14 protein-coding genes are annotated in these 12,988 nt (G+C 49.8%); 12 read left to right on the top strand and 2 right to left on the bottom strand.

The window, feature by feature from the left end; all coding sequences use genetic code 11:
* Positions 1-74 precede the first annotated feature (74 nt).
* From ABWW03_RS11795 to ABWW03_RS11770, 6 genes are all read left to right on the top strand, one after another.
* The gene (locus ABWW03_RS11795) at positions 75-509 is read left to right on the top strand and encodes an acyl-CoA thioesterase (RefSeq protein ID WP_353408538.1); all 435 of its coding nucleotides are present in this window, start codon (positions 75-77) and stop codon (positions 507-509) included.
* Between the two features lie 105 nt (positions 510-614).
* The gene (locus ABWW03_RS11790) at positions 615-1,679 is read left to right on the top strand and encodes a zinc-dependent alcohol dehydrogenase family protein (protein ID WP_353408537.1); all 1,065 of its coding nucleotides are present in this window, start codon (positions 615-617) and stop codon (positions 1,677-1,679) included.
* Between the two features lie 78 nt (positions 1,680-1,757).
* Positions 1,758-2,864 (top strand): patatin-like phospholipase family protein, encoded by a 1,107-nt coding sequence (locus ABWW03_RS11785; RefSeq protein ID WP_353408536.1) that lies wholly within the window; start codon positions 1,758-1,760, stop codon positions 2,862-2,864.
* Between the two features lie 2 nt (positions 2,865-2,866).
* Complete coding sequence (gene hrpB / locus ABWW03_RS11780) at positions 2,867-5,506, top strand: ATP-dependent helicase HrpB (protein WP_353408535.1); 2,640 nt, start codon at positions 2,867-2,869, stop codon at positions 5,504-5,506.
* A 15-nt stretch (positions 5,507-5,521) separates the two neighbouring features.
* On the top strand, positions 5,522-6,013 hold the full coding sequence (locus ABWW03_RS11775) for an FKBP-type peptidyl-prolyl cis-trans isomerase (protein ID WP_353408534.1): 492 nt from the start codon (positions 5,522-5,524) through the stop codon (positions 6,011-6,013).
* Between the two features lie 133 nt (positions 6,014-6,146).
* The gene (locus tag ABWW03_RS11770) at positions 6,147-6,761 is read left to right on the top strand and encodes an invasion associated locus B family protein (RefSeq protein ID WP_353408533.1); all 615 of its coding nucleotides are present in this window, start codon (positions 6,147-6,149) and stop codon (positions 6,759-6,761) included.
* A gap of 8 nt (positions 6,762-6,769) precedes the next feature.
* Here ABWW03_RS11770 and ABWW03_RS11765 read toward each other — a convergent pair whose 3' ends face one another.
* The gene (locus ABWW03_RS11765) at positions 6,770-7,018 is read right to left on the bottom strand and encodes a hypothetical protein (protein ID WP_353408532.1); all 249 of its coding nucleotides are present in this window, start codon (positions 7,016-7,018) and stop codon (positions 6,770-6,772) included.
* 189 nt (positions 7,019-7,207) lie between these two features.
* On the opposite strand from ABWW03_RS11765, the gene ABWW03_RS11760 reads away from it, so the two are divergent.
* The 3 genes from ABWW03_RS11760 (at position 7,208) to ABWW03_RS11750 (ending at position 9,736) form a co-directional block, all read left to right on the top strand.
* On the top strand, positions 7,208-8,092 hold the full coding sequence (locus tag ABWW03_RS11760) for a hypothetical protein (RefSeq protein ID WP_353408531.1): 885 nt from the start codon (positions 7,208-7,210) through the stop codon (positions 8,090-8,092).
* Between the two features lie 121 nt (positions 8,093-8,213).
* Positions 8,214-8,825 carry a hypothetical protein gene (locus ABWW03_RS11755; RefSeq protein ID WP_353408530.1) on the top strand — a complete coding sequence of 204 codons (612 nt, stop codon included), beginning with the start codon at positions 8,214-8,216 and terminating at the stop codon, positions 8,823-8,825.
* A 155-nt stretch (positions 8,826-8,980) separates the two neighbouring features.
* A complete protein-coding gene (locus tag ABWW03_RS11750) occupies positions 8,981-9,736 on the top strand; it encodes a TIGR00266 family protein (RefSeq protein ID WP_353408529.1) in 756 nt (251 codons plus the stop codon).
* Positions 9,737-9,805: 69 nt separating this feature from the next.
* On the opposite strand, the gene ABWW03_RS11745 is transcribed toward ABWW03_RS11750, so the two are convergent.
* On the bottom strand, positions 9,806-10,342 hold the full coding sequence (locus ABWW03_RS11745; protein ID WP_353408528.1) for a DUF3806 domain-containing protein: 537 nt from the start codon (positions 10,340-10,342) through the stop codon (positions 9,806-9,808).
* A 137-nt stretch (positions 10,343-10,479) separates the two neighbouring features.
* Between ABWW03_RS11745 and ABWW03_RS11740 the strand changes: the two genes are divergently transcribed.
* From ABWW03_RS11740 to ABWW03_RS11730, 3 genes are all read left to right on the top strand, one after another.
* Positions 10,480-11,520: a nucleoid-associated protein gene (locus ABWW03_RS11740; protein ID WP_353408527.1), complete on the top strand. Its 1,041-nt coding sequence runs from the start codon at positions 10,480-10,482 to the stop codon at positions 11,518-11,520.
* Between the two features lie 172 nt (positions 11,521-11,692).
* Complete coding sequence (locus tag ABWW03_RS11735; protein ID WP_353408526.1) at positions 11,693-12,115, top strand: hypothetical protein; 423 nt, start codon at positions 11,693-11,695, stop codon at positions 12,113-12,115.
* Positions 12,116-12,138: 23 nt separating this feature from the next.
* Positions 12,139-12,912 (top strand): AsmA family protein, encoded by a 774-nt coding sequence (locus tag ABWW03_RS11730; RefSeq protein WP_353408525.1) that lies wholly within the window; start codon positions 12,139-12,141, stop codon positions 12,910-12,912.
* The last annotated feature ends 76 nt before the right edge of the window (positions 12,913-12,988 follow it).

Here is a 12,988-nt window from a genome sequence, read left to right as displayed (position 1 = left end):
ATTGCTCAAGGTGCGCAGTATAGCAAATGGCGCAATCCAGGAAAAATTTACCGGTCGCCTCGAGGCCGGAATGTATGGCTCAAAAAGCAGACAACAAGGAAAATAAGATGCTGATTGAACACTTTATGCCCCGCTTCTGTGAAACCGATGCATTAGGGCATATCAATAATGTGAGTTACAGCGCTTGGGTTGAACAGAGTCGAACCAGTTTGCTCATGAATCGCGATGAAATTGCCTTTCGAGAAGGTTTCAATTTTGTGTTAGCTAACGTCAATATGGATTTTATGGCTGAAGGTTACTTTGGTCAGCAAGTCAGTAATCACAGCTGGATCTCTGAACTTGGGCGTAGTTCCCTCTGCATTCGAACCGACGTTTTTCAGGATAATCGTCAACTGTTGAATGCCCGCTCAACACTGGTGTATTTTGACTTAACACAAAAGAAAACCTGTCCAATGCCGGATGACTTCCGTGCATTGATTGAACAATCCTCAGCTTTCCGCCCAGAATAATGCCGATATCCCATAAACCTGGAATTCCGTGACAGCCGAGCGGGTATGGATGCGCTATAACCGTGAATACCATAAACAAGTGAAACCACTATAGAGGTTAGAAACATGCAGGCGATTGTGGCCCAAGATTTTGCAGATGATCTTTCCCGTTTGTCCATCACCGAACGTGAGAAACCGGAGCCTGGCCCTGGGCAGGTAAGAGTTCGCATGCTCAGAGCGGCAGTGAATCCTTCGGATTTCAATTTTATTCGTGGTGATTACCGCGATGCTCTCGGGCGCTTGATCTGGAACTATGGCCAAAACGAATGCTATTTCGATCCGGCTCGGCAAATGCGTTATCCCGAGCACCCGTACGTGCTCGGTGGAGAAGGGGTTGGGATTGTCGATGCCTGCGGCAGCAGTCTTATGGCTCGTCGCCTGAAAGGCAAGCGCGTGGCGATCAGTGCCGGACCGCCGGAAGGTACCTGGCAGGAATACACATTAGTTGATGCCAAAAAAGCGATTCCGGTTCCAGACAGTCTGAGCCATGATCAGGCCGCAATGTACACCATCAATCCTTTGTCGAGTTTTGCCATGGTACGCAAGGTGTTGAAAGTCGACACAGGCGAATACCTTTTGCAAAGCGGCGCCAATTCTGCGTTGGGAAAAATGGTCATTCGGTTGAGTAAAGAATTTGGTTTTCGCACAATTAACCTCGTGCGAGAGTCAAAACAGAAAGAGGGCTTACTGGCTTTGGGGGCCGACGAGGTCATTGTTTATCCTGAAGAAGATCTCTTGGCCAGAGTGGCGGAAATAAGCAAGGGGCAGGGTGTTAAGTACGCAATGGATTGCATTGGCGGCGATTTAGCCAGTGACATGGCCCGTTGTCTTGGGGTCTCGGGTACGTTGCTTTTCTATGGCACACTGGGGGCAAATGAGTGCACCATTCCCGCTCGTGATTTGATGATGCCAGGGGCCCGAGTTGAAGGTTTTTTTGCCGGTAATTGGCTGGGGCAACAATCGGTGCTGAGTTTGTTGTCCACTGTCCGTCAAATGGGCAAATTGTCCGCTAAAGGGATTTTCCATTCCGATATCAGTGAAGTCGTGCCTTTTACCGACTACCAGAGAGCCCTGGGCCTAAGCCAGGAGGCAGGTAAAGGCGGTAAAGTCGTGCTGAGCTTCGCAGACTGATGGGCGTTTGAGCCATGCTGCAAGGCCAGGCCACAAACGTTACAATAACGATTTGTTGAGCTGAACATCGTAGACACTATGGCTTTACTCGAGATTTATGCAGGCCCCAAAGCAAAGCGCCATATCACTGAGCGGGGCCTGAGCCCGGCAGACATTTCAACCATTTTTGGCGCCTCAGGTGCGGCAAAGTGGTTGGCAATTTACGGTCTGGATCGGGCGATATTTGAGCAGTGGCTGCCTGCCGGTACGAGTGGCAAATCAAGTGAAACCCTGGACGAGAAGTCGGCAATAAAAGTGTATGGTACCTCGGTTGGTGCCTGGAAGCTCGCCGCAGCCTGCCAACGCCAGCCTGGCGAAGCATTGGAAAAACTCGCCAATGCATACATCAATCAAAGCTACGCCAAAAAAGCCAAACCCGAAGATGTCGTCTACGAAACCGAACGCATCTTGCAAACTTTTTTACCTGATGCGCATATTGACCAAATCTTAACGCACCCCTATTTGCGCTATAGCTGTGGAGCAGTAAAGTGCCGGAGTTTTTTAGGGCAGGAGCGTTCATGGCGGTTGGCGGCTGGTATGGCAGAAGGTTTTTACCGTTCTCTCGGGCGCGGCGGTTATGGCCAAATGTTCGAACGAGCGGTGTTCAGCGATCCGAGAAATAAACCGGCATTGCAAGAAGAGCCTGGAGTGCGCACTCAGCACATCAGTCTGGGGGAAGACAATCTCAGGGCTGCCTTACGGGCCTCAGCCGCGATCCCTTATATTATGGATCCCATCCGCGAGATAGAGGGCGCTGAACCCGGTTTATACCGCGACGGCGGTTTGCTCGATTACCATCCCATTCCTCAACGCTTTTGGCAGGAACCTGGTCTGGTTCTGTATCCGCACTTTTATAACTATTTGGTGCCAAACTGGTTTGATAAGTTTTATGCCTCTCGCAAGGCAAAAGCGGAAGACTTGGAAAATGTCATTATGCTTTCGCCCAGTGCTGAATTTATCGCGCAGTTACCGGATGGGCGTTTACCTGATCGAAAGGATTTTTCGATTTACAAAGGCCGTAATGACATTCGTCAAGCGCGTTGGCGCCAGGCCATGACAGCGAGCCTTGCTCTGGGTGACGCGTTTTTACGTTGGGTTAACAGTGCTGACCCCAGTCGTGACGTGCTCGACTTCGGCGAACAGTAATAATGAGTGTGGCTTCCGAACTTCTCGCGGATTTGTCTCTGCCCGATTTACCGATTCTGGAATTACTGCCCGAACTTGCAGAAGCGCTGGAAGGTTCAGCTGATACGCTGATCTTGCAGGCAGCTCCCGGTGCAGGCAAAACCACTATTCTGCCACTGCTGGCGCTCAAGCTCGGCCTGTTTAAGAGCCAAAAAATCATCGTGTTGGAGCCGAGACGCTTGGCGGCGAAAGCGGCAGCTGAACGAATGTCCGTCTTGTTAGGTGAGTCGGTGGGGCAGACAGTGGGTTATCGCGTACGTATGGAAAGCCGCGTGAGCAAATCAACTCGCCTGGAAGTGATGACCGAAGGTTTGTTTTTACGTCGATTGCAGAACGATCCAGAGCTTGAAGGTGTTGGCTTGCTCATTTTTGATGAGATGCATGAGCGTCATTTGGATGGCGATTTGGCGTTGGCATTGGCTCTGCAATCGAGGGACATTTTTCGCGAAGACTCGACGTTGAAAATCCTTCTGATGTCAGCGACGCTGCAAAGCGAGCAGTTGCAGCAGCGCTTTCCTGAGGCACCAATGATTCAAAGCGAAGGACGACAATACCCAGTTAACGTGGAATATCAGGGACAGCTCAGTTTGTCTGGATGCTATCGACAAGAAATGGCTGAACGACTGGAGAGAGCACTGCACATTGCATTGACAAAAGTGCCCGGCGCGGTACTGGTTTTTTTGCCCGGGCAAGGAGAAATCAAATTCTGTCTGGAATATCTACAGGAACGCTTTGTCGATTGGCGAGATACATCGGGAAATCAGCTGTGTTTTTCACCTTTGTACGGCGACCTGCCTTTAGAGAGACAGTTTGAGGCTATTGCTTCCGCTAAAAGTGGATTCAGAAAAATTGTTCTGGCGACCGATATTGCCGAATCGAGTCTCACCATTGATGGCGTGACGGTGGTGATTGATGGTGGTTTGAAGCGCAGTTCTGCCTTTGACCCGAACACCGGAATGAATCGCCTGCTTACCGAACGCTGTTCCAAGGCCAGCAGTAAACAGCGCGCCGGGCGAGCGGGGCGTCTGCAGGAGGGTTATTGTCTGCGGCTCTGGCACGAAAGCGAACAAGAAGGCTTCGCGGAACATGGTCAAGCTGAAATCTTGCGAGCAGATCTCAGCCCGCTTTGCCTTCAGACTGCTGCCTGGGGAGCACAAACATTGGATGAATTGCAGTGGTTGGATGTTCCGCCACAGGCCCATGCTTGGCAAGCTTGTGAATTACTGGCGTCGCTTTCGGCTCTCCAGGATTTAGGAAGCGATCGAGATGCTCAGGCGTTTCCCACTATGCAGGTGAGTCAGCATGGTGAGCAGTTGGTCCAACTGCCGATGCATCCACGATTGGCACATATGCTCGCTCTGTCGGGAGATCAAGCTTCGTTGGCTACCCAAATTGCGGCCTTACTCATGGAGAAGGATCCGCTGGGGCAGCGTGCAAACAGTTGTGATATTGAATTGCGCTTACAGTGGCTGGCCGGAGACCACGACACTAAGTACAATCCCGGTGCTCGTCATCGTATCCGTAGCAGTGTTAAACAAATGACTCAACAGCTGGGGCAGCAAGAAGCAACGTCCGCGGGGAGCATGAATACGTCATCACCCGGTTCTGCTGCCGAGTTATTGCTGCTCGCATACCCTGATCGTCTGGCGAAACGCTTACGACAAAATAACGACGGTTATTACATTTATCAGCTGAGTAATGGTCGTCAGGCGATGCTGGCCGCTACAGACCCATTAAGTCGGGAAGCATTTCTGCTGGCGGCGCAACTCGGTGGTCGAAAAGGCCAGCAGTACGATCGAATTTATCTGGCAGCAGCTGCAAGCTTGGACAGTATTCAAACACATTGCCGGGATCAATTACGCTACGAAGCCTACACCAACTGGGACAAACTGGAAGGGCGCTTTGTGGCGGAAGAACGATGTTATCTTGGTCGTTTATTGTTGGATAAAAAGAAACTCGCATCGGTATCGCCGGAACTTAAAAGCACCGCTCTGATGAATTACATCAAACAGCACCATCGTGATTGTTTGGTGATTAAGGATGACTGCCAACAACTAACCGCGCGGATTAACTGGCTTCATCGCCTGGAGCCTGATAAGGGTCATCTGCATATACAATGGCCGGAAATCCTTGAACGTCTTGAGCCTGTTTTGGCGCCAGAATTGACGCGTATTAACAGACTGAGTGAGTTGGCATCACTGGATTTAAAAAACAGTATTCTGGCGTTGATGAATTGGGAAGAGCAACAATACCTCGATAAACATTTACCGACGACGTTTGGCGTACCGAGTGGTGCGCAAAAGACTCTGAGTTATCAAGGTGAGTCCGCAGTGTTGGCGGTAAAATTGCAGGAAATGTTTGGCTGTACCGAAAGCCCCAGATTATTACAAGGCAAACTGCCCATCAGTATTGAGCTGTTGTCGCCTGCAGGGCGGCCGCTGGCTGTTACTCAGGATCTTAGCAGCTTTTGGCAGAATGCTTACCAGGATGTTAAAAAAGAAATGAAGGGACGCTACCCGAAACACCCATGGCCAGATGACCCATTGCAGGCACTGGCGACCAGTAAAACCAAAGCGGCATTGGCCAGGTCCAATAAACGCTAGACATGAGATTGACCCATGAAGATTACAAAAGACACTGTTGTTTCCTTTCATTACCGGCTGTGGAACAGCGCCGAAGAACCAGCAACAGAATTGGAAAGTTCACACGGCGAGCAAGCCAGTTTATATTTGCACGGTTACGGTAACATTTTGTCCTCCCTAGAAGAGGCGATGTTGGATCACGAAGCGGGGGATGTATTCAGCGTCAAGCTGAGCCCGGAAAAGGCCTATGGCTTAAGGCGCGAAAATTGGACTCAGCGTGTGCCTATCAAACATCTTCTTGGTAATAAAAAGCCCAAGTTGGGAGACATTGTTCATATCAATACCGATCAGGGACAAAAGCAGGCAACAGTTATTAAAGTGGGCTTAAAAAACGTTGACATCGATGCAAACCACCCTTTGGCTGGTAAAGATATTCAGTTTGATATTGAAATACTGTCGGTTCGTGAAGCAACGGCTTCTGAGATCGATCACGGTCACGCTCACGGCCCCGGTGGCCATCAGCATTAAATAGAGGCATACTGCTCTGACACCACGGTGTTTGACCTGAGCTTCGGTTTGGGTCTCGGAAACGAAGCGCCAGATTATTTTTACAATCAATCACTCGATAAAAATCGTGGAAAATAGTTGGATGGAAAAGGGTATGTCTGTTTCACTTAGAAAGTTGATGTTGCTGGCAACATTGTTGTTCCCAGTTGCTGCGGTGGCCCAAGTTGAACTGAATCAAACGCCGAGCAAAACCACCAATTTAAGTAAACCAAGGGCATTACCCGATGACGTTTCAACTCCCGTGCCTGGCAACCGTGCCGCGCAACGGGAAAGCGATCGCACAATCTTTAAGGACTGGGTGCTGAATTGCACCGATGGGGATTGCATTGTTCATCAATACATTTTGGACGATAAAAAGCGAGTCATCAGTTCAGTGTCCTTACATCAAAAAGGACCGTCGATATTGATTACCTTTACGGTCCCGTTAATGACGCGTATTGATCACGGCGTCGATCTCAGCGTGTTGCGTTATGACGACAAAGAAATTTTTAAAAAGAACTACGGCTATTCTTACTGCACTCAAATCGGATGCATGCTGACTTATCCGCTACAGGATGAGTTGGTAAAAGCAATGCAGGCGGGCAGAAAGTTACGACTGAATTTTGCCGCGCTGGATGGGCGAAAGGTAACGTCGATTCATTCACTGTTTGGTTTCAGTAAGGCTCTTAACCACTTCGAAGGCTTGCCTCAGGCAGCCAAAAGCCAATAATACGATTATCAGCTGAGTTGGCAGCCAGTCAGAACTCGAATCAGGTCTTTGGGAGACAGGGCGTCGTCCAGGGCGGCTTGGGTTTCCTGACTCATTTCAATCGCCCCCAGAGCCAAATCAACAGCGGCAGATTCGAGTAAAACCTCGGCTTGGCGTGGCAGGGCTTGATCCTTTACGCGAGCCTTAAACGTTTGGCATATCTGATCAATATCCGAGGTGCTGATATCGTGTTTGGCAAATAGCTTTTGTGGGTCCATAGGGACATCTCTGCGAATCAAATAAAGGCGCCACCATACCGGAGGGTGTGCGTGATGTCGATATTCCCCTGAATTCCAGATGCTTGATTCCTATCGCCTACGTGCTCCCAATAAGCGCTCCAGGGCTACTCAAAAGTGCACTGAAATAGGCTATAATTCGCGCTTTCGACGACTGCTGACGGGAACACTGTGTCCAAAGAACGAAATGAAACCATGGCGGGCTTTTACTCCCGCACGGCACTGGCTGAGAAGCTTGATATGCCGTTAAAAGTGCTGACCAAGACGCTTTTGGACGCCGGTTGGATTCAATATTTGGACGAAAGCTGGAAGCTGACCGCCAAAGGTGAATTTGAGGGTGGCGAAATACGACACAGCAAACGCTATGGTGACTACATTGTTTGGCCATCGCGGGTCTGTGAGCACGCCATCTTTGCCGATCGAGAGCCTGGCAGTCTCAGCGCCTCAGCTATTGCGCAGAAATTCTCCATCAAGGCACGTCAGGTCAACGCTTTACTGGCGGAGCAGGGCCTGATTGAACGGGACATTCGTGGATGGCGCTTGAGCCCATTTGGACGACAGTGTGGTGGCAGTATTCACACCCATGAACCTTCCGGGCGTACCTACGCACTCTGGGAACAGGACTTTTTGGACCGCCTGAAGCCTTTAGCCGCAGAGCTACAGGATCTTGCTGCCGGGAGTGTGCTCAGCGAAGAGGAACTGGCCCAGAAACACAGTTGCGTGGCTTTGGATGGCCAAGAGCACCCATGTCGAGCTCTGAAACTGGTTGGGGACTGGCTGTATCTGGCGGGCCTCGGGCATAGCTGTGGTCGGGCCTTACCCCGAGAACGCAGTTTGAAAAGCCAGTTTTATCTGCCTGACAGTCGCCTGTACCTGGAAGTGTGGGGGCTGGATCTGAGCCCTCAGGAGATCAGCGCTCAATTTCAGCGCCAGGAATACTATGAGCGTGAGGGCAGTCCCTATGTCAGCCTCAGCCTGCCAGATCTGGCCCATCTTGATGAACTGCTGGCAAGGCAGTTACTTGAGCGCGGGGTCGAGTCTTATCAGCATCTTTAACCATTTTTAGTGGGTGAAAATCCAAGCAGTTCAGACCCGGTTAAGTTGCACTTTGTCACAATCTCTCCAGTTTGAGTAATAACGCATGGCTTGAAAGGTGGCCATGCTAGTGGAGGTCGTTGTGCAAACCGTAGCCAATGCAGGGAATGGCATGAAAAGTCTGGTATTTTCCGACACGCTGCTAACCGAAGCCGAAATAGAGTGCTTTGAAGTCGGGCGCAAAATACAACGTCGTGCCCTGGTGAAAAGGTCTTTTGATGGGCGTGGCTTTTTAGATTCCCTGACTATGAGTTCCCTGAGCTGGTCTCGTTCTTCCTGGTGTTTCACCTTGCAACTGCTGGTGTATCTCTTGTGCTTGCCTGTGAACGCGGTTTGGCAGGTCTTAAAACAACTCTGGCTGTGGATGCTGTTCCCTTTTCGCTACATGGCGACGTATATGCCTCCGCGGGGCTTTAGCGCACCGGGCGAAAAAACCTTGCAGGGTATCCATTACCAGTTTACCCCTTATTTTGAATTGCAGGGGCATGACTATATTGAGTGCATCAACCGTTGGGTGAAAATTCTCTACGGACTGGATAAAGCCAAATACCACAATTTTGCGCGCTACCTGCATCAGGAGCGCAAACGCTTGAAAGATCAGGGTGTGAACGACCCGAGCTTTTTAGCCGTGACTTACCGAAATCAACTGAGTGCGGCTCGTCAGCGCTTAAGCAAGGATCTCGGCAACTACTGAATCTCTCCCAAAACTGTTCTAAATTGTTTCTAGTCAGTTATGCTTGCGCCCGGCCCAGTGCCGGGCTTTTCTTGTCTACTCGCCTCGAATCTGGTTACACTTCGGCTCTTTAATGTGTAAAGAGCACGACTACTTTTCGGCCAAAGGAAACCGCCATGAACAAACAGTGTCATGAAGTTGATTATCAAATTATCGGTGAGAGCATGCAGCTTGTCGAAGTGGAGCTCGATCCAGGTGAAGCGGTCATCGCTGAAGCCGGTGCGATGAATTACTTTGAGGAAGGCATCGAATTCGAAACCAAAATGGGTGACGGCTCTGATGCGGAGCAGGGCATTCTGGGGAAACTGTGGGGAGCGGGAAAGCGTGCCTTGACTGGTGAGTCTGTATTCATGACGCACTTTACTCATCAAGGCGCCGGAAAATCTAAAGTGGCTTTTGCCGCACCATTTCCCGGTAGCATTGTTCCCGTTGATATGTCTGAGATTGGCGGCGAATTAATTTGCCAAAAAGACAGTTTTCTCTGCGCGGCCAAGGGCACGCGTATTGGCATCGCTTTGCAAAAGCGTTTGGGCGCAGGATTTTTTGGCGGAGAAGGTTTTATCCTTCAGCGCTTAAACGGTGACGGTATGGCATTTGTGCACGCGGGAGGAACCGTGGTGCGAAAAGAGCTGAAGGGTGAGTCTCTGAAAGTCGATACCGGTTGTATTGTTGGGTTTACCTCTGGGATTGATTATGACATCCGTTTGGCCAGCGGCTTGAAGAGTATGTTCTTCGGTGGTGAAGGTTTGTTTTTGGCGGAGTTAAGTGGCACGGGTACGGTATGGCTGCAAAGTTTGCCCTTTTCCCGACTGGCTGATCGAATTATTTCACATGCCCCAAGCATGGGTGGCAGTGATCAAGGCGAAAGCTAATGTGTGAAAGTGGAGGCATTACCAGAAAGTGGCAATGCCTCTGAACGCCTGTCTTTGAGACCGCGTGGTTTATTTTCCGCCGTCCACGTCATAGGGGTTTTTCGGCATATGAGCTTCGATGCGTTCAATGGCATTCTTATAAATGTCATTGACACGGGGCAATAGCCCAACTTCCATACGGCGGGACAACATTGTGATAGGGAAGAGGCAGTGTTGTGTTTTGGGAACACAAACGGCACGGCTTTTACCCAATCTGTCTTCATAGTTTTGCCATTCCAGCTTTTCTTCGTTGACCAAAACTTGACCAAGTACGGCGCCGAGTGCCTGTAGCTTTAAGCGGTCATCTCGCTTGATCAAGCTGCGATCAATAATACGCTGCATCAGCTTTAAATCTTGCTTGGTACCGTGCAGACCTCCACCGAAGTTACGGCGACTGATTTCATCGATAGAATCAATTTGTTTTTGGATGTGGCTGCGGTCAATCCAGCCAAGATCTTTCACGCTGAGTTCCTCATCCTGTGCAAATGCAGATGAGCACAGTAAACCCATGCACAAGACGGCCACAAGAGACAGACGGCTCTTTGCCATATTGCTTTGCTGCTTCATATCAACTCCTATGTTCTATCGAGTGAGCTATTCGGGCGCTGCCAGTATAGCCAAGGCGAAGGGGGATAGATAGCAGGGGCCTTGAAATCCAGGCTGGGGTATACTGAGGCCTTTTACGTGAAGGACATTCAAGCCCTATGGCACTTAGCTTCTTTACCGCCAGCTACATGCAGCATGCGGCCCAGGCCAATCAATTTCGTTGTCAGACCCCCAGTGCTGAATTGGGTACCGGAGGTCGCCCGGAATATCTACTTCGGGAGTTAAAACAAGCCTTTGTTGGCAAAGCCGGGAAAATCCATGGCAATTTCAGTCGGGATCTGGCGGAAGCCCCCCTCAAGCCCTGGTTGCAGGGGCTACAGGAAGAAAAGATGAGTTTCAAAAGCCTCGGTGAAAAGCTATGGCAGCACTTTGAAACCAAACTGGCAGGCAGCAGCGTGGACCTGGACGCGCACATTCTGTTATTTGTCGAAAGTCTGGCTGAATGCGATTTCCTGCATCTGTTTTTGCTCGATCATAAAGAAGGTTTATACCTGGATACCGAACTGCAATTGTCCGATAGCCTGTATCTCGATATCAGTAAGATCATTGCTGGCTGCCGCATTAACATCACCGACGCCCTGATCACTGATCCCGAGGTCCAGAGCGACAGCTCAATATCAATGTTGCGCCCAAGGGGTGACAAAGAACTGAGTGATTTCTTTACCGAAGTGGTGGGTATGGGTGATGCTCTGGACACGAAAGCGGATACGGAAAACTTTCTGGATGCTGTTGCTGAATTCACCAAAGATATGGAAGAAGACCAAGCCGCTCTGTGCCGCAGCGAGGTGGTCGATTTTTGTATATCTCAGGATAAACTGGGCGAAGCCGTCGTGTTTGAAGAGCTATCCAGTGCTTTGGTCGAATCCAAAGCTGTAGAAGATGACGCCAGTTTTGCGAGCTTTGTATCCGATTACCAGTCCCAGCGGGATATTGCCAAAACGGAAGAGCTGATTCCAGATCGGGCCAAGTTACGCCAATTTTTACGTATCAGCGGCCGCAGTGAACAACTCAGCATGAGTTTTAATGCGGAGTGTTTGGGCGACAGTATTGTCTATGATCCATCGGCTGACAGTTTAACGATCAAAGCGATCCCGAATGCATTGAAAATGCGTTTGTTAGAACATCTGAATCAGGGCTAGTTATTTGGGGTTAAGCGGTTGGGTTTATAATGATTACTGAGGCTGTAGGCTTAGTATGTTGTTCCGGATACCGATAACGTACGGAATTGGACGCGCAAGCAAGTAGGCACATGAATAGAGTGGGTTATACAAATGGATAACGGCCCAGCTCATTGAATGCGGAGGAAACTCAATGAAACACTTATCTATCATCTCTCTGGTGGTAAGCTTACTGCTGGGCTTTTTTTGCTTCCAGCTGTGGCAGCAATCGTCTGACCTTGCCACGCGAATGCAAGCTCTTGAAAAGCAGAATGAACAACTTGCTGCTGAGCTGAAAGCCAGTCAGGACGAAATGGGCTTTATTCGTGAAAAACTGTTAGAGTTTGAGCGTACCAGCCTGAAAGGCATTGCAGATCAAGCCAATGATGCCTTTTTGGAGGGCTGGGAATCATTGATCGGTATCGTTGGTAAAGAAATCGATCAGGCAAGAAAGAACATCGAACAGCAGCGCCGCAGTACGCCCAATTCCAATCAACAGGGTAAAACACCGGGTTCTGGGAATGGTGGCTCCGCTCAACGCGATAATGGCATTACGGAAAACCCAAAAGAAACCTAAATCAGCATTAAGGATAACGCACCATGAAAGCCCTCAAAATATTGATCGGCCTGATCGTCTTAGTGGTCATTGCCGTCGTTGTAATAGGGATGTTGTTTTTAAATAACATCAATCAGCTTACTGTCGATACCGTACAGGATCAGGGCAGCCAGCTGCTGAAAACAGAAGTCAAACTTCAAGCTGCCAATATTGAGCTCACCAAAGGCAAAGGCAGTCTGCAGAATCTGACCGTGGCCAACCCAAGTGGCTTCAGCCAGGCCAATGCCCTGGAAATGGGTGCCGTAACTCTACAGATCGATCCTGAATCCCTACTGGGAGACGTTAAGGTGATCAAAGAAATCAGTGTTGATGGTGCCCGATTGCTCGCCGAACAGAAAAATCTGAAAGACACGAATCTGCAAGCCCTTTTGGACAATATCCAGCAGTCTGCTGGTCCCACAGAAGATACTGCGCCCGCAGAGCCAGGTCCGGAAGTACGCTTGATGGTCGAAAAATTCCGTTTCACCAATGGTCAGCTGAATTTGAAGAGCGCTCAGTTTGGTGAGCGCACGATTAACTTGCCGACCATTGCTCTGGATAATATCGGTGATAAAACGACGGGTTTAACGCCTGAGCAACTCGGACAAGCCGTTGTAGCGCCGTTATTGGAACAGGTGAAAGCCGCAGTTACTAAAGAGCTGACCGAGCTGGCGAAGGATAAGGCCGAAGAAAAGCTGAAAGAAAAGCTCAAGGAAAAATTGTCTGACAAGATCGGTGGTGAAGCCGTCGATAAACTGAAAAGCATATTCGGGCGCTAATTCTGTAGCGTCTTTTGAAAGCGGTGCAGAGATTGTTCTGTGCGCCGCTTTTACCAGATCATCCGAGTCTCAATCA

The sequence above is a fragment of the Pseudoteredinibacter isoporae genome (assembly GCF_040372805.1).
GTDB lineage: Bacteria > Pseudomonadota > Gammaproteobacteria > Pseudomonadales > Cellvibrionaceae > Pseudoteredinibacter > Pseudoteredinibacter isoporae_A.
Note: the sequence above shows the minus strand (reverse complement) of the source record. Positions and strands in the feature narration are given on the sequence as shown.